Source organism: Nocardia sp. NPDC058176, from assembly GCF_042883805.1.
Lineage (GTDB): Bacteria > Actinomycetota > Actinomycetes > Mycobacteriales > Mycobacteriaceae > Nocardia.
Window position 1 is genome coordinate 2,181,062 of sequence record NZ_JBHVVA010000001.1, and the last position, 20,012, is coordinate 2,201,073.

Here is a 20,012-nt window from a genome sequence, read left to right on the forward strand (position 1 = left end):
CGGTCGTCGGTAAGGGCGGGACCGTCGTCGGCATGTGGGAAAACGAGATCTAGGGGTGGGGTATGGCAACTGAAGTGACGCTGTCGGGGGATGCGCTCGTACTGCCGGGTGGGGTGCGGGTGACGTTTGTGCGGACGCTGCGGCTGGCCGAGACCGGGACCTATCCGTTGCCGCCGGGGTTGGGGTCGTTTCCGTTGCGGCGGGTTGCCGATTTCGCCGATACCGTGCCCGAGGAGTGGCGCAGGCGTGGGGGCGTGATGCTGCCGGTGTATCAGCGGGAGGCGATGTGGTTGCGGTTCTCGGCGACGACGCCGGCCGCGCTGAAGGTCGCCGTGGGGAAGGTGTGCGCGGTGTCGGGGAAGCCGTGGAGTGACGTGCTCGGCAAGGAACCGCAGAACTATCTGGCGCTGCCGGATCAGCCGTGGCTGGATGGGATCAACTCCGGGGACGGGACGGTGCGCCAGTTCGTCGCGGTGCCACTCGGATTGGGCGCGACGGTCGAAGGTCAGGTGACCGGGTCCGAGCAATGGGGTGGGGTGCAGCTGGCCGTGCACGGACTCACCGAGGACGCCCGTGCGGCGTGGGACCGCGAGCAGGAAGCGCTGCGGCGCAGTCTGCGTCCCGCCGCCAACCCGGTCGGTTACGCCGTCCCCGAGGACGTTATCGCTGGTGCGCCGATGGCGGCCGGCGCACCACCGTGGGGTGCGCCCTCGGGTGCCGGGCCGTTCGCGTCGGTCGCGGGCGCTCCCCCGGCACCTGGCGCCGCTCCCACCGGCGCGGCCCGCAAGAGCCGGGGCAGCTCCACCGCCCGATCGATGGGCATGGGCGCGGGCGGCACCATGCGCCAGGAGATCTACGCCGACCGCCGCCCGATCGAGGACTACCACCGCGACGCCGACGGCCGCGTCTTCGTGCACCTCGCCTCGGCCGCCGAATGGCAGCAGATCACCGGCGAACCCGCACCACCCACGCCGATCACCGCGCAGGCCTACACCCAGCACGGCCTGCCCTGGTTCGACTATTACGCCGCCGACGCCGAGGACCTGCCGCCCTCGGACGAACTCGCCGCCGTGCGGCCCACCGGCGACTGGCTCGCCGACGAACAACCGAACCCACCCATCGACGACCCGCTCCCGGTGATCCCGTTGGGCCACAAGGCAATCAAGGACGGCGACTGGTAATCCCGCCGTGGGCACCCGCGTCCGGCCAGGCAGGGGTGCCCACCCGGGTCGCCGGTCGCGAACAGCCGACCGCAGCCCGCTGCACCATCGCGCGGTCCACCCATCAGAACACCGCGGTACTCGCGGCGCTCCCGGCATGCCGGACCATCCTGTCCCGCAGCGTAACCGGCTGATCGAGCGAACCTGCCACGGTGCGGACCCCCACGGACGTACGATCCGAACGTGGCCGAATCGAATGGTTCCACCCCGCTGCGTGTGCTGGTCTACAGCAACGATGCCGACACCAGGCAACAGGTGATCCTCGCGCTGGGCCGCAGGCCGCGCGCCGATCTCCCCGAACTCGACTTCTTCGAAGTGGCCACCGCGCCGGTGGTCATCGAGCAGATGGATGCCGGGGGGATCGATCTGGCGATCCTCGACGGCGAATCCGCGCCGACGGGTGGCCTCGGCATCGCCAAGCAACTCAAGGACGAGATCGAGCAGTGCCCGCCGGTGGTCGTGCTCACCGGCCGCCCCGACGACGCCTGGCTGGCCAACTGGTCACGCGCCGAGGCCGCTGTCTCGCACCCGATCGACCCCATGCAGCTCACCAACGCCGTGGCAGGCGTCCTGCTCGCCCGCTGATCGCGGCCACCCGAGCATCGTCCCGAACCCGCGGATAGTCCGCGTCACTTCCGCACGCCCATCACCACTGGTGACACCAGGGGTTGCTGTCGGCATGCCCGAGCACGATTACCCCCGTATCGCTCATGAATCGCGGTACCGATATCGATCAAATCCCGGCTCGGAAACGTGCGGCGGACCCCCGCGACGGCGGTAGTCTGTGCTCTAGCTCACACGAGCACGGGACTTCGCATAACGCTCCGTCATCGCTGCACCAGCCCTGCGCGAGCCCGGATTCGGCGGACAACGTTGTCGGCCCCGTCTCGCCAAGCTGCCGTCCGCGGCCGGGCCACACGGCTCGGCCTGCTCCAGCGAGGAGGGGAAGTGCAGTCGTGAATACCGAGGTGCCCGCACTCGTACTCGGCGCCATCGCCGCGGCGTTCGCGGTGTTCTCCGTCGCCATGGCGGCGCTGGTCGGCCCGAAGCGCTACAACCGGGCCAAACTCGAACCCTACGAATGCGGTATCGAACCGACCCCGCACGCCATCGCCGGAGGTCCGGGAAACGCAGGGGGGCAACGCTTTCCGGTCAAGTACTACCTGACGGCGATGCTGTTCATCATCTTCGACATCGAGATCGTGTTCCTCTACCCCTGGGCAGTGCATTTCGACGCGCTCGGTCTCTTCGGTTTCGCCGCGATGGCGCTGTTCATCGTCAATGTGTCGGTCGCCTACGCCTATGAATGGCGCCGCGGCGGCCTCAGCTGGGAATGAGTGGGAAATTATGGGTCTCGAAGAGAAACTGCCCAGCGGGTTCCTGCTGAGCACGGTCGAGGATTTCGCCGGCTACCTGCGTAAGGGCTCACTGTGGCCCGCCACGTTCGGCTTGGCCTGCTGCGCGATCGAGATGATGGCCACCGGCGCCGGACGATTCGACATCGCCCGCTTCGGCATGGAAGCCTTCCGCGCCTCCCCGCGCCAGGCCGATCTGATGATCGTGGCGGGCCGGGTGAGCCAGAAGATGGCCCCGGTGCTGCGTCAGGTCTACGACCAGATGACCGAGCCGAAATGGGTACTGGCCATGGGCGTCTGCGCGTCCTCGGGCGGGATGTTCAACAACTACGCCATCGTGCAGGGCGTCGACCACGTGGTCCCGGTCGACATCTACCTGCCCGGCTGCCCGCCGCGCCCGGAGATGCTGCTCAACGCCATCCTGGCGCTGCACGCGAAGATCGGCGAGATGCCGATGGGCGTCAACCGCGAGGAGGCGATCCGCGCCGCCGAGCAGGCCGCGCTCGCCAGCACGCCGACCATCCGGATGGAAGGCCTGCTGCGATGACCTTCGACTCTCCCGACAGCACCGATGACAGTGCGGGACAGGACATTCCGGAGGAGACTTCGGGCACTCCGCAGCCGTCGCGTCCGCCCGAGGACGAGCTGATCGGCACCCGCCGCGGCATGTTCGGTGTCAGCGGTACCGGCGACACCTCGGGTTACGGCGGTCTGGTCAAGCCGGTCGCGCTCCCCGGCGGCACCCCGCCGCCCTATGGCGGCTGGTTCGACGGGTTCGTCGGCGCCCTGCGCGCCGCGCTGATCCACCGGATCATCGCCTTCGACACCGTGATCGAGAAGATCGTCGTCTTCCGCGACGAACTCACCCTGCACGTGCGGCGCGAGCATCTCGTGGCGGTCGCGAGCGCCCTGCGCGACGAGAGCTCCCTGCGGTTCGAACTGTGCCTCGGGGTGAACGGCGTGCACTACCCCGACGACGAGGGCCGCGAACTGCACGCGGTCTATCACCTGATGTCGATCACGCACAGCCGCCGGATCCGGGTGGAAGTGTCCGCGCCCGATGCCGATCCGCACATCCCGTCGCTGTTCTCGGTGTATCCGACCACCGACTGGCACGAACGCGAGACCTACGACTTCTTCGGCATCGTCTTCGACGGTCACCCCTCCCTCACCCGCATCACCATGCCCGACGACTGGCGCGGGCACCCGCAACGCAAGGACTACCCGCTCGGCGGGATCCCGGTGGAGTACAAGGGCGCGCGGATACCGCCGCCCGACGAGCGGAGGACCTACAGCTGATGACCGACACCGATTTCCGCCGCGACGAGCCCCCCGTCGTCACCGTCGCAGGCCAGGACTGGGACCAGGTCAGCGAGGTGATCGAGGGTGCGGGTGAGGAACGCATCGTCGTCAACATGGGTCCGCAGCACCCGTCCACGCACGGTGTGCTGCGGCTGATCCTCGAGATCGAGGGCGAGACCGTCACCGAGGCCCGCTGCGGCATCGGCTATCTGCACACCGGCATCGAGAAGAACCTGGAGTTCCGCAACTGGACCCAGGGCGTCACCTTCGTGACCCGGATGGACTACCTCTCGCCCTTCTTCAACGAGACCGCGTACTGCCTCGGCGTGGAGAAACTGCTCGACATCACCGAGCAGATCCCCGAACGCGCCACCGTCATCCGGGTCCTCCTGATGGAGCTCAACCGCATCTCCTCGCATCTGGTGGCGCTGGCCACCGGCGGCATGGAGCTGGGCGCGCTCACCCCGATGCTGTTCGGTTTCCGGGAACGCGAACTCATCCTCGACGTGTTCGAGACCATCACCGGACTGCGGATGAACCACGCGTTCATCCGGCCCGGCGGTATCGCCCAGGATCTGCCCGAGGACGGCGTCACCAAGGTCAGGGAGCTCCTCGACATCCTGCCGGGCCGCCTACGCGACATGGAGAACCTGCTCAGCGCCAATCCGATCTGGAAGAAGCGCACCCAGGACATCGGCTATCTCGACCTCACCGGCTGTATGGCGCTCGGGATCACCGGCCCGGTCCTGCGCGCCACCGGGCTGCCGCTGGATCTGCGCAAGTCTGCGCCCTACTGCGGGTACGAGAACTACGAATTCGACGTGCCGACCACCACCGGCTGTGACTGTTACGGCCGCTATCTCATCCGGGTCGCCGAGATGGGCGAGTCGATCAAGATCGTCGAACAGTGCCTCGACCGGTTGCGGCCGGGCCCGGTGATGATCGACGACAAGAAGATCGCCTGGCCCGCCGATCTGGAACTGGGTCCCGACGGACTCGGCAACTCGCCCAAGCACATCGGCAAGATCATGGGCACCTCCATGGAATCGCTGATCCACCATTTCAAGCTCGTCACCGAAGGCATCCGGGTCCCCGCGGGGCAGGTCTACACGGCGGTGGAGTCCCCGCGCGGCGAGCTGGGCGTGCACATGGTCAGCGACGGCAGCACCCGCCCGTACCGGGTGCACTACCGCGACCCCTCGTTCACCAATCTGCAGGCGGTGGCCGCGATGTGCGAGGGCGGCATGGTCGCCGACGTCATCGCCTCCGTCGCCAGCATCGACCCCGTGATGGGCGGAGTGGACCGATGACGACCGAACAGCCCTCCAGCACAGCAATTCTGCTCAAACTCACCACCCGGCCCGAACCGTATCCGCCACACGTGCGCCAGCGGCTCGAGCTGGACGCGAAGGAGATCATCGCCCGCTACCCGCAGCCGCGCTCGTCCCTGCTGCCGCTGCTGCACCTGGTCCAGGCCGAGGAGGGCTACGTCACCGGCACCGGGATCGACTTCTGCGCCGAACATCTCGGCCTCACCGGGGCCGAGGTGACCGCCGTCGCCACCTTCTACTCGATGTACCGGCGCACCCCCACCGGCGACTACCACGTCGGGGTCTGCACGAACACGCTGTGCGCGGTACTCGGCGGCGACGCGATCTATGAAGCGCTGCAGCGACATCTGGGTGTCGGGCACGGCGAGACCACCCCCGACGGCGCGATCACCCTCGAGCACGTCGAGTGCAACGCCGCCTGCGATTACGCGCCGGTGATGATGGTGAACTGGGAGTTCTTCGACAACCAGACCCCGGAATCGGCCCGCGCGATCACCGACGCCCTGCGGGCCGGGCATCAGGTGCGCCCGAGCCGGGGCGCACCGCTGTGCACCTTCCGGGAGACCGCGCGCATCCTCGCGGGCTTCCCCGACGAGCGTCCCGGCGCCAACGAGGGCGCGCCCGGCGCGGCGACCCTGGCCGGCCTGCACACCGCCGAAAGCATTGCCGCCGAGGACGATTCCGCCGGACAGGGGGCATGATGACGACCCTCACTCCCGTTCTCAGTCAGCACTGGGACAGTCCGCGATCCTGGACCATCGACAGCTACCGCGCGAACGGCGGCTACGAGGGATTGCGCGTCGCCCTCGGCCTCGCCCCCGACGAAGTGATCCAGACGGTCAAGGACGCCGGTCTGCGCGGACGCGGCGGCGCGGGCTTCCCGACCGGGATGAAGTGGTCGTTCATTCCACAGGGCCCCGGTCCCGACGGCACGACGAAACCGCACTATCTCGTCGTCAACGCCGACGAGTCCGAACCCGGTACCTGCAAAGACATTCCGCTCATGCTGGCCACCCCGCACACCCTGATCGAAGGGGTGGTGATCGCGGCCTACGCGATCCGCGCGGCGACCGCGTTCATCTATGTGCGCGGTGAAGTGGTTCCGGTCCTGCGCAGGTTGCAGGCCGCCGTCGCCGACGCGTACGAGGCGGGCTTTCTGGGTCGCGACATCCTCGGTTCCGGATTCGATCTGGAACTGATCGTGCACGCGGGCGCGGGCGCCTACATCTGCGGCGAGGAGACCGCGCTGCTGGATTCCCTCGAGGGCAGGCGCGGCCAGCCCCGGTTGCGGCCACCGTTCCCCGCCGTGGCCGGGCTCTATGCCTGCCCGACGGTGGTCAACAATGTCGAATCCATTGCCAGCGTGCCGCTGATCCTGCGCAACGGCACCGACTGGTTCCGGTCGATGGGCAGCGAGAAGTCACCGGGATTCACCCTGTACTCGCTGTCGGGTCACGTCGCCCGGCCGGGCCAGTACGAGGCGCCGCTGGGCATCACCCTGCGGGAACTGCTCGGGTACGCCGGGGGCGTGCGGGCCGGGCACACGCTGAAGTTCTGGACGCCCGGCGGGTCGTCGACGCCGCTGTTCACCGCCGAGCACCTCGATGTCGCCCTCGACTATGAAGGCGTCGCCGCCGCGGGGTCGATGCTGGGCACCAAGGCATTGCAGATCTTCGACGACACCACCTGTGTGGTGCGCGCGGTCCTGCGCTGGACGGAGTTCTACGCCCACGAGTCCTGCGGCAAGTGCACGCCGTGCCGCGAGGGCACCTACTGGCTGGTTCAGCTGCTGCGCAGACTCGAAGCGGGGCAGGGCACCGAGGCCGACCTCGACAAACTCGCCGACATCGCCGACAACATCAACGGCAAATCGTTCTGCGCGCTCGGCGACGGCGCGGCCAGCCCGATCTTCTCCTCGCTGAAGTACTTCCGCGAGGAATACCTCGAGCATCAGCGCCGCGGCGGCTGCCCGTTCGACCCGGCCCGCGCCACGGTGTGGGCCTCGGCAGAGGAAGGGATCCGATGACAGCCATCGCGCCCGGCAACAGCAGGGACACAGTACCCGCCGATCTGGTGAGCGTCACCATCGACGACACCACCATCCAGGTGCCGGTCGGCACCCTGCTCATCCGCGCCGCCGAACTGATCGGCGTACAGATCCCCCGCTTCTGCGACCATCCGCTGCTCGACCCGGTCGGCGCGTGCCGACAGTGCCTCGTCGAGGTCGAGGGGCAGCGAAAGCCGGTCGCCTCCTGCACGATTCCGGTCACCGACGGGATGATCGTGCGCACCCAGCTCAGTTCCCCGGTGGCCGAGAAGGCGCAGCGCGGGGTGATGGAGCTGCTGCTGATCAACCATCCGCTGGACTGTCCGGTCTGCGACAAGGGCGGGGAATGCCCGCTGCAGAACCAGGCGATGTCGACCGGCAGCGCCGAGTCCCGCTTCGACGGGGAGAAGCGCACCTATCCGAAGCCGATCCCGCTGTCCACTGCGGTGCTGCTGGACCGGGAACGGTGTGTGCTGTGCGCGCGGTGCACCCGGTTCTCCCAGCAGGTGGCGGGCGATCCGTTCATCGAGTTGATGGATCGCGGTGCGCTGCAACAGGTCGGCACCGCCCAGGCCGAACCGCTCGACTCCTATTTCTCCGGCAACACCGTGCAGATCTGCCCGGTCGGCGCGCTCACCGGCACCTCCTACCGGTTCCGGGCCCGCCCCTTCGACCTGGTGTCCACGCCGAGCGTGTGCGAGCACTGCGCCTCGGGCTGCGCGCAACGCACCGACCATCGACGCGGGAAAGTGTTGCGCCGCTTGGCCGGTGACGATCCGCAGGTCAACGAGGAATGGAACTGCGACAAGGGCCGCTGGGCCTTCGCCTACGCCACCGAACGCGACCGCCTCACCACCCCGATGGTGCGCGGCTGGGACGGCGTCCTTGCCCCCGCGTCCTGGCCCGAGGCGCTCGCCGCCGCGGCCGCCGGTCTGCGGGCCGCGATCGGCAACGCCGGCGTGCTCGTCGGCGGCCGGGTCACCGAGGAAGACGCCTACGCCTACAGCAAGTTCGCCCGAATGGTGCTGGCCTCCAACGACATCGACTTCCGCAGCCGGGTCCACTCCGACGAAGAGGCCAGGTTCCTCGGTGCCCGCATCGCCGGGCACGGCGTCGAGGTCGACTTCGCCGGTCTCGAACGCGCCCCGATCGTCCTGCTGGCCGGGTTCGAGCCGGAGGAGGAATCGCCCATCGTCTACCTGCGGCTGCGCAAGGCCGCACGCACCAAGGGGCTGCGGGTGGTGTCGTTGGCGCCGTTCGCTTCCCGCGGGCTGGAACGGATGTCGGGCACGCTGTTGCAGACCCCGCCCGGCGGTGAGGCCGATGTGCTCGACGCGATCCGGGCCGATGCCTCGGATGCCGCCGTCGAGCTGCGCGCGCTGCTGCGGGCACCGGACGCGGTGATCATGGTCGGCGAGCGGCTCGCGGGCAGCGTGGGCGCGCTCTCGGCCGCGCTGCGCCTGTCCGACGCCACCGGCGCCCGGCTCGCCTGGGTCCCGCGGCGGGCGGGTGAGCGCGGCGCGCTCGAGGCGGGCGCACTGCCGGGTCTGCTGCCCGGCGGCAGGCCGGTGGTGGATCCCGCGGCGCGCCAACAGGTTCGGCATGTCTGGCAGTCCGACGAACTGCCCGTCACCCTCGGCCGCGACACCACCGCGATCCTGTCCGGCGCCGCCGGACTCGGCGCGCTGGTGATCGGCGGTGTCGACCCCGCCGATCTCCCCGATCCCGCCGCCGCGCTCGCCGCCATCGACGACGCCCGGTTCGTCGTCAGTATCGAACAGCGCCACAGCGCGGTCACCGAACGCGCCGACGTGGTGTTCCCGGTGGCCACCGTGATCGAGAAGTCCGGCACCTTCCGCACCTGGGAGGGCAGGCCACGCCCGTTCAGCCGCGCGCCGCTGGACACCACCCGCCGCGTCGCCGCCCCACTCGCCGACCTGCGGGTATTGCACTCACTGGCCGCCGAGATGGGTGTCCCGATCGGCCTGCCCGACGCCGCGGCCGCCCGTGCCGAACTCGACACACTCGGCGTCTGGAACGGCGCACCGGTCGACGCGCCGCAGCTGTCCGGTCAGACCCTGCCCGCCCCCGGCCCGGGCGACGCCGTGCTCGCGGGCTGGCGGATGCTGCTCGACGCGGGCCGCATGCAGGACGGCGAACCCCATCTCGCCGGGGTCGCCCGCCCGCCGGTGGCCCGCCTGTCCGCCGCCACCGCCGCCGAGATCGAGGCCTCCGAGGCCGATCACGTCATCGTCTACACCGACCGCGGCGAGATCACGGTGCCGCTGATGATCACCGACCTGCCCGACCGGGTGGTGTGGCTGCCGCTGCACTCCCCCGGCTCGACGGTCGCCGCCGAACTCGGGGTCACGCCCGGCGCCGTCGTGCGCCTGCGCCGCGCCGACGACAGGATGAAGGAACACCGTCATGAGTGATCGTGTGCTGTACGTCGCGGCCGAGGGCGGAACGGTCTTCGGCACCGACCCGATGTGGCTGGTGGTCGTCAAGGCACTCGGCGTTTTCATCTACCTGATGATGGTGCCGTTGATCGCGGTGTACGCCGAGCGCAAGGTCGTCGCCTGGATGCAGATGCGCGTCGGCCCCAACCGGATCGGCCCCAAGGGCATGTTCCAGTCGATCGCCGACGGCGTGAAGATGGCGCTCAAGGAAGACATCATCCCGGCGATCGTGGACAAGCCGATCTTCGTGCTCGCCCCGATCATCTCGGTGATCCCGGCGTTCATGGCGTTCGCGGTGATCCCGTTCGGGCCCGAGGTGTCGATCTTCGGGCACCAGACGGCACTGCAGCTCACCGACATGCCCGTCGCCGTGCTCTACATCCTCGCCATCACCTCCATCGGCGTCTACGGCATCGTGCTGGCCGGGTGGTCCTCCGGCTCGACCTATCCGCTGCTGGGCGGCCTGCGCTCGACCGCGCAGGTGATCTCCTACGAGATCGCCATGGCGCTCACCTTCGCCACCGTGTTCCTGCTCTCGGGCAGCATGGCCACCTCGCAGATCGTGGGCGCGCAGGACGGCACCTGGTACGTCTTCCTGCTGCTGCCCTCGTTCCTCATCTACTGCGTGGCGATGGTCGGCGAGACCAACCGCGCCCCGTTCGACCTGCCCGAGGCCGAGGGTGAGCTGGTCGGTGGCTTCCACACCGAGTACTCCTCGCTCAAGTTCGCGATGTTCATGCTGGCTGAGTACGTCAACATGGCGACGGTCTCGGCGCTGGCGACGACGCTGTTCCTCGGCGGCTGGCGGGCACCGTTCCCGATCAGCCTGTGGGAGGGCGCGAACTCCGGCTGGTGGCCGCTGCTGTGGTTCACCCTCAAGGTCTGGACGTTCCTGTTCGTCTTCGTCTGGCTGCGTGGCACCCTGCCCCGCCTGCGCTACGACCAGTTCATGAATCTGGGCTGGAAGCTGCTCATCCCGACCTCGCTGGTGTGGGTGATGATCGTGGCGGGCGCCCGGGTGCTCGACATCGAGGGCATCCCCGGCCAGACCCCGATCCTGGTCGGTGTCGGCCTGGTCATCACCGCCGCGATGATCGGCATGTTCCTGCGCGCCGGACGGTCGGAGGGACTGCCGCCACTGCCGGAGGAGCCCGCGACATCACCGGTGTTCCTCGGGTTCCCGGTGCCGCCGATGCCACCGCGGCCCGCGGGCGACAAGGCCGAGATCGGCCTGTTCGATCCGCTGGCCGGTTTCGCGGTCACCGCGGCCACGATGTTCAAGAAGCCCAACACCGAGTCCTATCCCGAGCAGAAGGTGCCGACCGCGCCGCGCTATCACGGCCGCCACCAGCTCAACCGCTACGACGACGGCCTGGAGAAGTGCATCGGGTGCGAGCTGTGCGCCTGGGCCTGCCCGGCCGACGCCATCTTCGTCGAGGGCGCCGACAACACCGAGGAGGAGCGTTTCTCCCCCGGTGAGCGGTACGGCCGGGTGTATCAGATCAACTACCTGCGCTGCATCGGCTGCGGTCTGTGCATCGAGGCGTGCCCCACCCGCGCGCTGACGATGACCAACGAGTACGAGATGACCGACGACAACCGCGCCGATCTGATCTACGAGAAGGACCAGCTGCTGGCCCCACTGCAGCCGGGCATGGCCGCCCCGCCGCACGCCATGGCGCCGGGCACCGACGACGCCGACTACTACCTGGGCCGCGTCGGGGCCGCCCCGTCGGAAGAGGTGCTGCGATGACCGCCCTGCTGGCCGCCGAGATAGCGAACACCGCCACCGGCGAGGCCGTGCTGTTCTGGGTACTCGCCCCGATCGCCGTCCTCGGCGCACTGGGCATGGTGGCGGCGGCCAAGGCCGTGCACTCGGCACTGTGCCTGGCCGCCACCATGATCGCGCTGGCCGTGTTCTACATCGCCCAGGGCGCGCTGTTCCTCGGCGTCGTGCAGATCGTGGTCTACACCGGCGCGGTGATGATGCTGTTCCTGTTCGTGCTGATGCTCGTCGGCGTGGATTCGCCCGAATCGCTGCGAGAGACGTTGCGCGGGCAGCGGATCGCCGCCGCGATCGTCGGGCTCGGCTTCGGGCTGCTGTTCATCGGCGGCATCGGCGCGGCCCTGCGCGACAGCGGAATCGCCTTCCCCGGAACCGGTTTCGGGGGCCGTGACGTGATCGCCGAACTCGCCGAACTGATCTTCCTGCGCTACGTGTGGGCCTTCGAACTCACCGGCGCGCTGCTGATCACCGCCACCATCGGCGCGATGGTGCTGGCCCATCGCGATCAGTTCACCCCCAAGCGCGGGCAGCGGGAGATGTCGCGTGATCGCTTCCGTACCGCGGGCGAACGCGCCACTCCCCTACCGACGCCCGGCGTCTACGCCCGCCACAACGCCGTGGACAGTCCCGCCCAACTCCCCGACGGCTCCTTCGCCGAACAGTCGGTGAGCACGATCCTGCGCCACCGCCGCAACCGCGCCCACACCGAAGCCGCGGTGCTCTCGGTCGGTCGAGGCGAGGACGACACTTCGACGGCCGACGAGGAAGGCAACCGGTGAACCCCGAGAACTACCTGTTCCTGTCCGCACTGCTGTTCACCATCGGCGCCGCGGGAGTCCTGTTGCGGCGCAACGCCATCGTGATGTTCATGTGCATCGAGCTGATGCTCAACGCGGTGAATCTGGCGTTCGTCACCTTCGCCCGGCTGCACAGCAATCTCGACGGTCAGGTCATCGCGTTCTTCACCATGGTGGTCGCCGCGGCCGAGGTCGTCGTCGGCCTGGCCATCATCATGACGATCTTCCGTGCCCGCCGCTCGACCTCGGTCGACGCCGCCAGTCTGCTGAAGTTCTGACATGGGTAGCGCAACGTTGTGGCTGCTGCCCGCCTTCCCGCTCGCCGGCGCGATCGTCCTGCTGCTGCTGGGTCGCCTCGCCGACCGCTGGGGACCGTATCTGGGCACGGCGGCCGCGGTGGGGGCCTTCGCCGTCGCCGTGGTCGCGTTCGTCGACATGCTCGGTCGTCCCGACGCCACCCGCGCCGTACACGAGGAACTGTTCCAGTGGGTCCCGGTCGACGGAATGGCGGTCGGGTTCGGCCTGCAGCTGGATCAGCTCTCGATCTGCTTCGCCCTGCTCATCACCGGCGTCGGCTCGCTGATCCACGTCTACTCGCTCGGCTACATGCGCGACGACCCGGACCGGCGCCGATTCTTCGGCTACCTCAACCTGTTCCTGGCCGCCATGCTCGTGCTGGTCCTGGCCGACAACTTCCTGGTGCTCTACCTGGGCTGGGAAGGCGTGGGCCTGGCGTCCTACCTGCTGATCGGGTTCTGGTACACCAAGCCCTCGGCGGCGACAGCGGCCAAGAAGGCGTTCATCGTCAACCGGGTCGGCGACATGGGCCTGGCCATCGCGATGATGACGATGTTCGCGGCCTTCGGCTCCTTCGACTTCCGCACGGTGTTCGCCGCGGCGCCCGGCGCCGACAACGGCACCCTCACCGCGATCGGGCTGCTGCTGTTGCTGGCCGCCTGCGGCAAGTCCGCGCAGGTGCCACTGCAGTCCTGGCTCGGTGACGCGATGGAGGGCCCGACCCCGGTCTCGGCCCTCATCCACGCCGCCACCATGGTCACCGCGGGCGTGTACCTGATCGCCCGCGCGAATCCGATCTACGACCTCGCCCCCAATGCCAGGGCCGCGGTGCTGGCCGTCGGCGCGGTGACGCTGCTGTTCGGCGCGATCATCGGCTGCGCCAAGGACGACATCAAGAAGGCGCTGGCGGCCTCGACCATGAGCCAGATCGGCTACATGATCCTGGCCGTCGGCCTCGGCCCGGCCGGGTACGTGGTGGCGATCATGCATCTGCTCACCCACGGCTTCTTCAAGGCGGGCCTGTTCCTCGGCGCGGGCTCGGTGATGCACGCGATGAACGACGAGACCGACATGCGCCGCTACGGCGGTCTGCGCACGCTCATGCCGATCACGTTCATCACCTTCGGTCTGGGCTATCTGGCCATCATCGGGGTGCCGCCGCTGTCCGGGTTCTTCTCCAAGGACAAGATCATCGAGGCGGCCTTCGACTACGGCGGCGCCACCGGAATCCTGCTCGGCGGGGTCACCCTCCTCGGCGCGGGCCTCACTGCCTTCTACATGACCCGCGTCATGCTGATGACCTTCTTCGGCGAGCGCCGCTGGAAACCCGACACCCATCCGCACGAGGCACCGGCGGTGATGACGGGACCGATGATCCTGCTGGCGTTCGGTTCGGTGTTCGCGGGCGGCCTCTTCGTCTGGGGTTCCTCGCTGCAGAACTGGCTCGCTCCCGTCGTCGGCTCCCATCACGGCGAGCCCGTGATTCCCCCCGTTGTGGTCACCGGGATGGCGTTGACCGCGGTCGTGATCGGTGTCGCCGTGGCCTACCGCAAGTACGCCGAGACCCGCGTTCCCGAGGTCGCGCCGGAGCAGGTGACCGTGCTGACCAAGGCCGCCCGCAAGGATCTCTACGGTGACGCGGTCAACGAGGGCGTGTTCGAACGTCCCGGCCGTCATCTCACCCGGGCGCTGGTGTTCCTCGACGCGCGCGGTGTCGACGGCGTCGTCAACGGGACGGCCGCCGGGATCGGCGGGCTCTCGGCCCGGATCCGGCGCGTGCAGACCGGTTTCGTGCGCTCCTACGCCCTGTCCATGTTCACCGGCGCGGCCCTGGTGGCCGCTGCCCTGCTGGCGGTGAGGTTCTGGTGAACTCGTTTCCCTGGCTGACGACACTGTGGCTGGCCCCCGCGATCGGGGCGGGCCTGGTGCTCGCCGTTCCCCCCGGCCGTCGAAACCTGGCCCGTGGCCTGGCTTTCGCGGTCTCGATCGGGGTGCTCGCGCTGGCCGTCTCGCTCACCCTCCGGTTCCAGCCCGGTGGCGAGCAGTATCAGTTCGTCGAAGCGCACGAATGGATTCCGGCGTTCGGCGTGGGCTACACCCTCGGCCTGGACGGCATCGCCACCGCGCTCGTCCTGCTCACGGCCGTGCTGATGCCGCTGCTGATCCTGGCGGGCTGGAACGACGACACCGCGACCGGCGACGGCCGCAAGACCACCCAGATCTACATGGCGTTGATGCTGCTGGTCGAGTCGATGGTGCTGATCTCGTTCCTGTCCCTCGACATCCTGCTGTTCTACATCTTCTTCGAAGCCATGCTCATCCCGATGTACTTCCTCATCGGCGGCTTCGGTTCCCGCACCGCCGATCTCGCCGTGCGCGCCCAGCGCTCGCGGGCGGCGGTGAAGTTCCTGCTGTACAACCTGTTCGGCGGCCTGATCATGCTCGCCGCGGTGATCGGGCTCTACGTGCTCACCGCGCAGGCGGGACTGGGCGAGGGCTCGGCGGGCACCTTCGACCTGCGGATCGTGGTCGCCGCGGCCAACAACGGCGAACTCGGCGGCAGCACCGCGGTGCTCAACGCGCTGTTCCTCGGATTCATGTTCGCCTTCGCGGTGAAGGCGCCGCTGTGGCCGCTGCACACCTGGCTGCCCGACGCGGCCGTCTCGGCCACCCCGTCGAGCGCGGTGCTGATGATGGCGGTGGTCGACAAGGTCGGCACCTTCGGCATGCTGCGCTACTGCCTGCTGCTGTTCCCGCTGGCCTCGGACACCTTCGCGCCGCTGGTGATCACCCTGGCCGTGATCGGCGTGCTCTACGGCGCGCTGCTCGCCATCGGCCAGACCGATGTGATGCGCCTGATCGCCTACACCTCGATCTCGCACTTCGGGTTCATCATCCTCGGCATCTTCGCCATGACCTCCCAGGCGCAGTCCGGTGCGGCGCTGTACATGGTCAATCACGGATTGTCCACGGCCGCACTGTTCCTCATCGCCGGGTTCCTGGTCTCGCGGCGCGGCACCAGGCTCATCGCCGACTTCGGCGGGGTGCAGAAGGTCGCGCCGGTACTGGCGGGCACGTTCTTCATCGCGGGCCTGGCCACCCTGTCGCTCCCGGGGCTCGCGCCGTTCGTCAGCGAATTCCTCGTCCTGGTCGGCACCTTCAGCAAGTACAAGGTCGCGGCGGTGTTCGCCACCTTCGCGCTGGTGCTGGCCGCGATCTACATCCTGTGGCTGTACCAGCGGTTGATGACCGGCCCGCTGAAGAAGGGCAACGAGCACCTGCGTGATCTGGTCCCCCGCGAACTCGCCGTGGTGGTGCCGCTGCTGGTCGCGCTGCTGGTACTCGGCCTGTACCCGAAACCGGTGCTCGACCTGGTTAATCCGGCAGTGGGACAGACTCTTTCGACGATCGGTAAGCAGGATCCCGCGCCGACCGTGCCCTCCCCCGATGCCGGTGCGGCCACCACACCCGCAGGCGGCCACAAATGAGGACGGACTCCGTGACCATCACCCAGCTCGCGGCCACGCTACCTGCACCGAGCATCGAATATCACCTGCTCGCACCGATGTTGATCGTGTTCGCGGTCGGCGTGGTCGGTGTGCTGGTCGAGGCCTTCGTCCCACGTCTGTACCGGTATCCGACGCACCTGGTGCTCGGGATTGCCGGTGTGCTCGGCGCGCTCGTGTCGGTCGTGCTGCTCGCCGGGTCCTCCGGGACCGCGGTGGCCGGTGCGGTCGCCGTCGACGGGGTCACGCTGTTCCTGCAGGGCACGATTCTGGTGGTCGCGCTGCTCGGACTGTTGTTGATCGCCGAGCGTGGCGCGGTGCCCCGGGCGCGTAGCGGTCCCGGTACGTGGAGCAGGGCCGCGGCGGTTCTCGACCGCGGGGTCGACGCGTTCACCCCGCAGGCCTCCGCGGTGCCGGGCAGCGCGCACGAACTGGCCGCGGTGCGGGCGGGCGGCTCGACCACCGAGGTGTTCCCGCTGACCATGATCGCGGTGGGCGGTCTGCTGCTGTTCCCCGCGTCGAACGACCTGCTGACGATGTTCGTCGCGCTCGAGGTGCTCTCGCTGCCGCTGTATCTGCTGTGCGGGCTGGCCCGGCGCAGGCGGTTGCTCTCCCAGGAGGCGGCGCTCAAGTACTTCCTGCTCGGTGCGTTCTCCTCGGCGTTCTTCCTCTACGGCGTCGCCCTGCTCTACGGACAGACCGGCACCGTCTCGCTGCCCGGCATCGGCGCGGCGCTCGCGGAACAGTCCGAGAACGCGACGCTGGCCCTGCTCGGGATCGGCATGCTCGCCGTCGGCCTGCTGTTCAAGATCGGCGCGGTGCCGTTCCAGGCGTGGGTTCCCGATGTGTACCAGGGTGCGCCGACCCCGATCACCGCGTTCATGGCGGCCGCGACCAAGATCGCGGCGGTCGGCGCGACCATGCGCGTGCTGATGGTGGGTGTCGGTCCGCTGCAGAATGATTGGCGTCCGGTACTGGCCGCGGTGGCCGTCGCGACGATGGTGGTGGGCGCGGTTCTGGCGATCACGCAGACCGACGTCAAGCGCATGCTGGCGTACTCCTCGATCGCGCACGCGGGCTTCCTGCTCGTCGGTGTGGTCGCGGCCGACAGTGCCGGGGTCGCGGCGGTCCTGTTCTATCTGCTCGCCTACGGGCTCGGCACGGTCGGCGCGTTCGCGGTGGTGAGCCTGGTGCGCGACGCCTCCGGCGACGAGGCGACCGCCCTGTCCCAGTGGGCGGGCCTCGGGCGCACGTCACCCTGGCTGGCCTCGGTGTTCGCGCTGCTGCTGCTGTCCTTCGCCGGCCTGCCACTCACCAGTGGTTTCGTCAGCAAGTTCGCGGTTTTCGCGGCGGCGTCGGGTGCGGGCTACACCTCGCTGGTGATCATCGGCGTGATCTGCAGCGCGATCGCCGCGTTCTTCTACGTCCGGGTGATCGTGCTGATGTTCTTCACCGATCCCCCAACCGACGCGCCCATCGTCACCGCACCTTTCGCCACCACGCTGGTGGTCGCGTTCACCGCGGGCGCCACACTCCTGCTCGGCCTGTTCCCCCAGCCGGTACTCGATCTGGCCGAACGCGCGGCCCTGTTCACCCGCTGACCGCTCGCGCCGCCGGTCCTGGGCGGAAAAGATCCGACCGTAGGCGGATCTGCGGGGTGGGCTCGGCGGGCTAGCGTGAGAACGGCAGCGTTGCCTGAGGTGGGGAGAAGACGGTGGACGGTACGACGATCGCGCGGCAGTGCTCGCTGTGTGAAGCGCATTGCGGGATCCTGGTGACAGTGGAGGACCTGCGGGTCACCCGGATCGAGGGCAATCCCGACGACGTGCTGTCGAAGGGTTACATCTGTCCGAAGGCGACCGCGATGGGCGGCCTGCACCACGACCCGGACCGGCTGCGGACGCCGGTGCGACGCGTCGGCGACAGCTTCGAGCCGATCGGCTGGGACGAGGCGTTCCGCGAGATCGGACAGCGCTTGCGGGCGGTACGCGCCGCGCACGGTCCCAGCGCCATCGGGATGTACATGGGGAACCCGGCCGCGCACAGTTCCTCGGTGATGTACGGGGCGCTGTTGCGCGCGGCGCTGCTGACCCGCAACTTCTTCACCGCATCCTCGATCGATCAGTTCCCGCAGGAATTCGTCGCCTGGCGGATGTTCGGTTCCAACGTGCTCATGCCGGTGACCGATATCGACCGCACCGACCGGCTGGTGGTGCTCGGCGCCAATCCCGCGGTGTCCAACGGCTCGATCACCACCATGCCCGGTGCGAAGCAGCGCATTCGGGAGGTGCGCAAGCGGGGTGGCACGGTCGTGGTGATCGATCCGCGCCGCACCGAAACCGCCCGGCTGGCCGACGAGCACGTGGCGGTGCGGCCCGGCGGGGACGTGTATCTGCTGCTGGGCATGTTGCACGTGCTGCTCACCGAGGGCCTGTCCGACGAGCGGGCAGTCCGCGCGCAGTGCGCGGGTCTCGACGAATTGCGCGAGCTGGTCCTCACCACGACGCCGCAGCGCATGGCGCCGCTGGCCGGGGTCGACGCCGAGACCATCGCGCGCCTGGCCAGGGACCACGCGGCCGCGCCGTCGGCGGTGCTCTACGCGCGCATCGGTGTGTGCCAGCAGGTGACCGGCACGCTCACGCACTGGCTGGTGAACACGATCAACGCGGTCACCGGCAATCTCGATCGCGCGGGCGGGCAGATGTTCGCCAGCCCGGTCGTCGATGCCGCCCGGTACGCGAAGTATCTGCCGATGGGGCACGGGGCGTGGACCGACCGATCCGGGGAGCACAAGTCCTTCCGCACCGAACTGCCGGTCGCGGTGCTGGCCGAGGACATCCTCACCCCCGGCCCCGGCCAGATCAGGGCGATGATCACCTACGCGGGCAATCCGGTGCTCTCCACTCCGCAGGCCGGGCGGCTCGACGACGCGCTGGCCTCGCTGGATTTCTATGTGGCCGTGGACATGTACGTCACCGAGACCACCCGGCACGCCGACATCATCCTGCCGCCGATCTCCTCGCTGGAACGGGAGGAACTGAGCCTGCTGTTCCCGATCTTCAGTGTCCGCAACAACGCCCGCTACGACGCCAGGGTCTTCGAGCCGCCCGCCGACGGGCTCGAGGACTGGCAGATCCTGGCGCGCCTGATCACCGAACTGGTGCCGCTGCCCGCCCGCCGGTTCACCGGACGCGCACTCACCGGCGTGTTCGAGCAGTTCAGTCCGATGCGATTGACGGCGGCCGCGGTCGCCACCGGCCCGTACGGCGTGCTGCGCCGCGGCCGGAAAGGGTTGACGCTGGGCAAGATTCGCGAGGCCGTGGGCGGCATCGACCTCGGGCCGCTGCGGCCGCGACTCCCCGAATTGATCGGCACCGCCGACCGCAAAGCGCACCTGGCGCCCACCGACTTCCTCGACGCGATCCGCGCCGTCATCGACGACCCGACCGCCGGACCCACCCCCGGCTATGATCTCCAGCTCATCGGCCGACGTCACCTGCGCAGCAACAACTCCTGGCTGCACAACATCCCGTCGATGGTGAAGGGCCGCGACCGCTGCACCGTCCTCATGCACCCCGACGACGCGGCCACCCGCGGCCTCACCGACGGCGACCGGGCAACGGTCGGTTCCGCGGTCGGGTCGATCGTGGTGCCCGTGGAGATCAGCGACGACATCCGCCCCGGCGTCGTCGCGATCCCGCACGGCTGGGGACACGCCGAACCCGGCGTCGGCTGGACCGTGGCGGCCGCGCAGCCGGGCGTCAACGTGAACCTGCTGCACGACCCCGCCCTCACCGACCCGCTCTCGGGCGCGTCCGCGGTGAACAACACGTGGGTGCGGGTGAGCCCCGCGCCGACCGAAACCTCGGACACGACAACACGATCCGAGGCCGTCACCGCGCCACGGTGACC

16 protein-coding genes are annotated in these 20,012 nt (G+C 69.0%); all 16 read left to right on the plus strand.

The features are described from left to right. The first annotated feature begins 62 nt into the window (after nt 1-62). The 16 genes from ACFVVM_RS10205 (at nt 63) to ACFVVM_RS10280 (ending at nt 20,010) form a co-directional block, all read left to right on the plus strand. Nucleotides 63-1,181: a hypothetical protein gene (locus tag ACFVVM_RS10205; RefSeq protein WP_387615665.1), complete on the plus strand. Its 1,119-nt coding sequence runs from the start codon at nt 63-65 to the stop codon at nt 1,179-1,181. Between the two features lie 222 nt (nt 1,182-1,403). Further along, a complete protein-coding gene (locus ACFVVM_RS10210; protein WP_379229424.1) occupies nt 1,404-1,805 on the plus strand; it encodes a hypothetical protein in 402 nt (133 codons plus the stop codon). 371 nt (nt 1,806-2,176) lie between these two features. Next, the gene (locus ACFVVM_RS10215; RefSeq protein ID WP_387615668.1) at nt 2,177-2,557 is read left to right on the plus strand and encodes an NADH-quinone oxidoreductase subunit A; all 381 of its coding nucleotides are present in this window, start codon (nt 2,177-2,179) and stop codon (nt 2,555-2,557) included. 10 nt (nt 2,558-2,567) lie between these two features. Continuing rightward, entirely contained in the window at nt 2,568-3,122 is a 555-nt protein-coding gene (locus ACFVVM_RS10220; RefSeq protein ID WP_387615671.1) for a NuoB/complex I 20 kDa subunit family protein, read from the plus strand. Beyond that, on the plus strand, nt 3,119-3,874 hold the full coding sequence (locus ACFVVM_RS10225; protein ID WP_387615674.1) for an NADH-quinone oxidoreductase subunit C: 756 nt from the start codon (nt 3,119-3,121) through the stop codon (nt 3,872-3,874). The genes ACFVVM_RS10220 and ACFVVM_RS10225 overlap by 4 nt, the downstream gene beginning before the upstream one ends. Continuing rightward, the gene (nuoD, locus tag ACFVVM_RS10230; RefSeq protein ID WP_387615677.1) at nt 3,874-5,187 is read left to right on the plus strand and encodes an NADH dehydrogenase (quinone) subunit D; all 1,314 of its coding nucleotides are present in this window, start codon (nt 3,874-3,876) and stop codon (nt 5,185-5,187) included. The genes ACFVVM_RS10225 and nuoD overlap by 1 nt, the downstream gene beginning before the upstream one ends. After that, nucleotides 5,184-5,909 carry an NADH-quinone oxidoreductase subunit NuoE gene (gene nuoE, locus ACFVVM_RS10235; protein ID WP_387615679.1) on the plus strand — a complete coding sequence of 242 codons (726 nt, stop codon included), beginning with the start codon at nt 5,184-5,186 and terminating at the stop codon, nt 5,907-5,909. Before nuoD ends, nuoE begins: the two co-directional genes overlap by 4 nt. Further along, nucleotides 5,909-7,234 carry an NADH-quinone oxidoreductase subunit NuoF gene (gene nuoF, locus ACFVVM_RS10240; protein WP_387615682.1) on the plus strand — a complete coding sequence of 442 codons (1,326 nt, stop codon included), beginning with the start codon at nt 5,909-5,911 and terminating at the stop codon, nt 7,232-7,234. Before nuoE ends, nuoF begins: the two co-directional genes overlap by 1 nt. Continuing rightward, a complete protein-coding gene (locus ACFVVM_RS10245; RefSeq protein WP_387615685.1) occupies nt 7,231-9,690 on the plus strand; it encodes an NADH-quinone oxidoreductase subunit G in 2,460 nt (819 codons plus the stop codon). The genes nuoF and ACFVVM_RS10245 overlap by 4 nt, the downstream gene beginning before the upstream one ends. Beyond that, on the plus strand, nt 9,683-11,467 hold the full coding sequence (gene nuoH / locus ACFVVM_RS10250; protein WP_387615688.1) for an NADH-quinone oxidoreductase subunit NuoH: 1,785 nt from the start codon (nt 9,683-9,685) through the stop codon (nt 11,465-11,467). Before ACFVVM_RS10245 ends, nuoH begins: the two co-directional genes overlap by 8 nt. Next, nucleotides 11,464-12,279, plus strand: coding sequence for an NADH-quinone oxidoreductase subunit J (locus ACFVVM_RS10255; RefSeq protein WP_387615691.1), 816 nt, complete (start codon nt 11,464-11,466; stop codon nt 12,277-12,279). The genes nuoH and ACFVVM_RS10255 overlap by 4 nt, the downstream gene beginning before the upstream one ends. Beyond that, entirely contained in the window at nt 12,276-12,575 is a 300-nt protein-coding gene (nuoK, locus tag ACFVVM_RS10260; RefSeq protein ID WP_387615694.1) for an NADH-quinone oxidoreductase subunit NuoK, read from the plus strand. Before ACFVVM_RS10255 ends, nuoK begins: the two co-directional genes overlap by 4 nt. Nucleotide 12,576: 1 nt before the next feature. Beyond that, on the plus strand, nt 12,577-14,463 hold the full coding sequence (gene nuoL, locus ACFVVM_RS10265) for an NADH-quinone oxidoreductase subunit L (protein ID WP_387615697.1): 1,887 nt from the start codon (nt 12,577-12,579) through the stop codon (nt 14,461-14,463). Next, nucleotides 14,460-16,082 (plus strand): NADH-quinone oxidoreductase subunit M, encoded by a 1,623-nt coding sequence (locus ACFVVM_RS10270; protein WP_387615700.1) that lies wholly within the window; start codon nt 14,460-14,462, stop codon nt 16,080-16,082. The genes nuoL and ACFVVM_RS10270 overlap by 4 nt, the downstream gene beginning before the upstream one ends. Beyond that, nucleotides 16,079-17,701: an NADH-quinone oxidoreductase subunit NuoN gene (gene nuoN, locus ACFVVM_RS10275; RefSeq protein WP_387615703.1), complete on the plus strand. Its 1,623-nt coding sequence runs from the start codon at nt 16,079-16,081 to the stop codon at nt 17,699-17,701. Before ACFVVM_RS10270 ends, nuoN begins: the two co-directional genes overlap by 4 nt. Before the next feature lie 113 nt (nt 17,702-17,814). Then, nucleotides 17,815-20,010, plus strand: coding sequence for a molybdopterin oxidoreductase family protein (locus ACFVVM_RS10280; protein WP_387615706.1), 2,196 nt, complete (start codon nt 17,815-17,817; stop codon nt 20,008-20,010). Nucleotides 20,011-20,012: the final 2 nt, after the last annotated feature.

Coding starts and splice junctions, on each gene's coding strand:
- ACFVVM_RS10205 (WP_387615665.1), top strand. CDS start 63: ATGGCAACTGAAGTGACGCTGTCGGGGGATGCGCTCGTACTGCCGGGT.
- ACFVVM_RS10220 (WP_387615671.1), top strand. CDS start 2,568: ATGGGTCTCGAAGAGAAACTGCCCAGCGGGTTCCTGCTGAGCACGGTC.
- ACFVVM_RS10225 (WP_387615674.1), top strand. CDS start 3,119: ATGACCTTCGACTCTCCCGACAGCACCGATGACAGTGCGGGACAGGAC.
- nuoD (WP_387615677.1), top strand. CDS start 3,874: ATGACCGACACCGATTTCCGCCGCGACGAGCCCCCCGTCGTCACCGTC.
- nuoE (WP_387615679.1), top strand. CDS start 5,184: ATGACGACCGAACAGCCCTCCAGCACAGCAATTCTGCTCAAACTCACC.
- nuoF (WP_387615682.1), top strand. CDS start 5,909: ATGACGACCCTCACTCCCGTTCTCAGTCAGCACTGGGACAGTCCGCGA.
- ACFVVM_RS10245 (WP_387615685.1), top strand. CDS start 7,231: ATGACAGCCATCGCGCCCGGCAACAGCAGGGACACAGTACCCGCCGAT.
- nuoH (WP_387615688.1), top strand. CDS start 9,683: ATGAGTGATCGTGTGCTGTACGTCGCGGCCGAGGGCGGAACGGTCTTC.
- ACFVVM_RS10255 (WP_387615691.1), top strand. CDS start 11,464: ATGACCGCCCTGCTGGCCGCCGAGATAGCGAACACCGCCACCGGCGAG.
- nuoL (WP_387615697.1), top strand. CDS start 12,577: ATGGGTAGCGCAACGTTGTGGCTGCTGCCCGCCTTCCCGCTCGCCGGC.
- nuoN (WP_387615703.1), top strand. CDS start 16,079: ATGAGGACGGACTCCGTGACCATCACCCAGCTCGCGGCCACGCTACCT.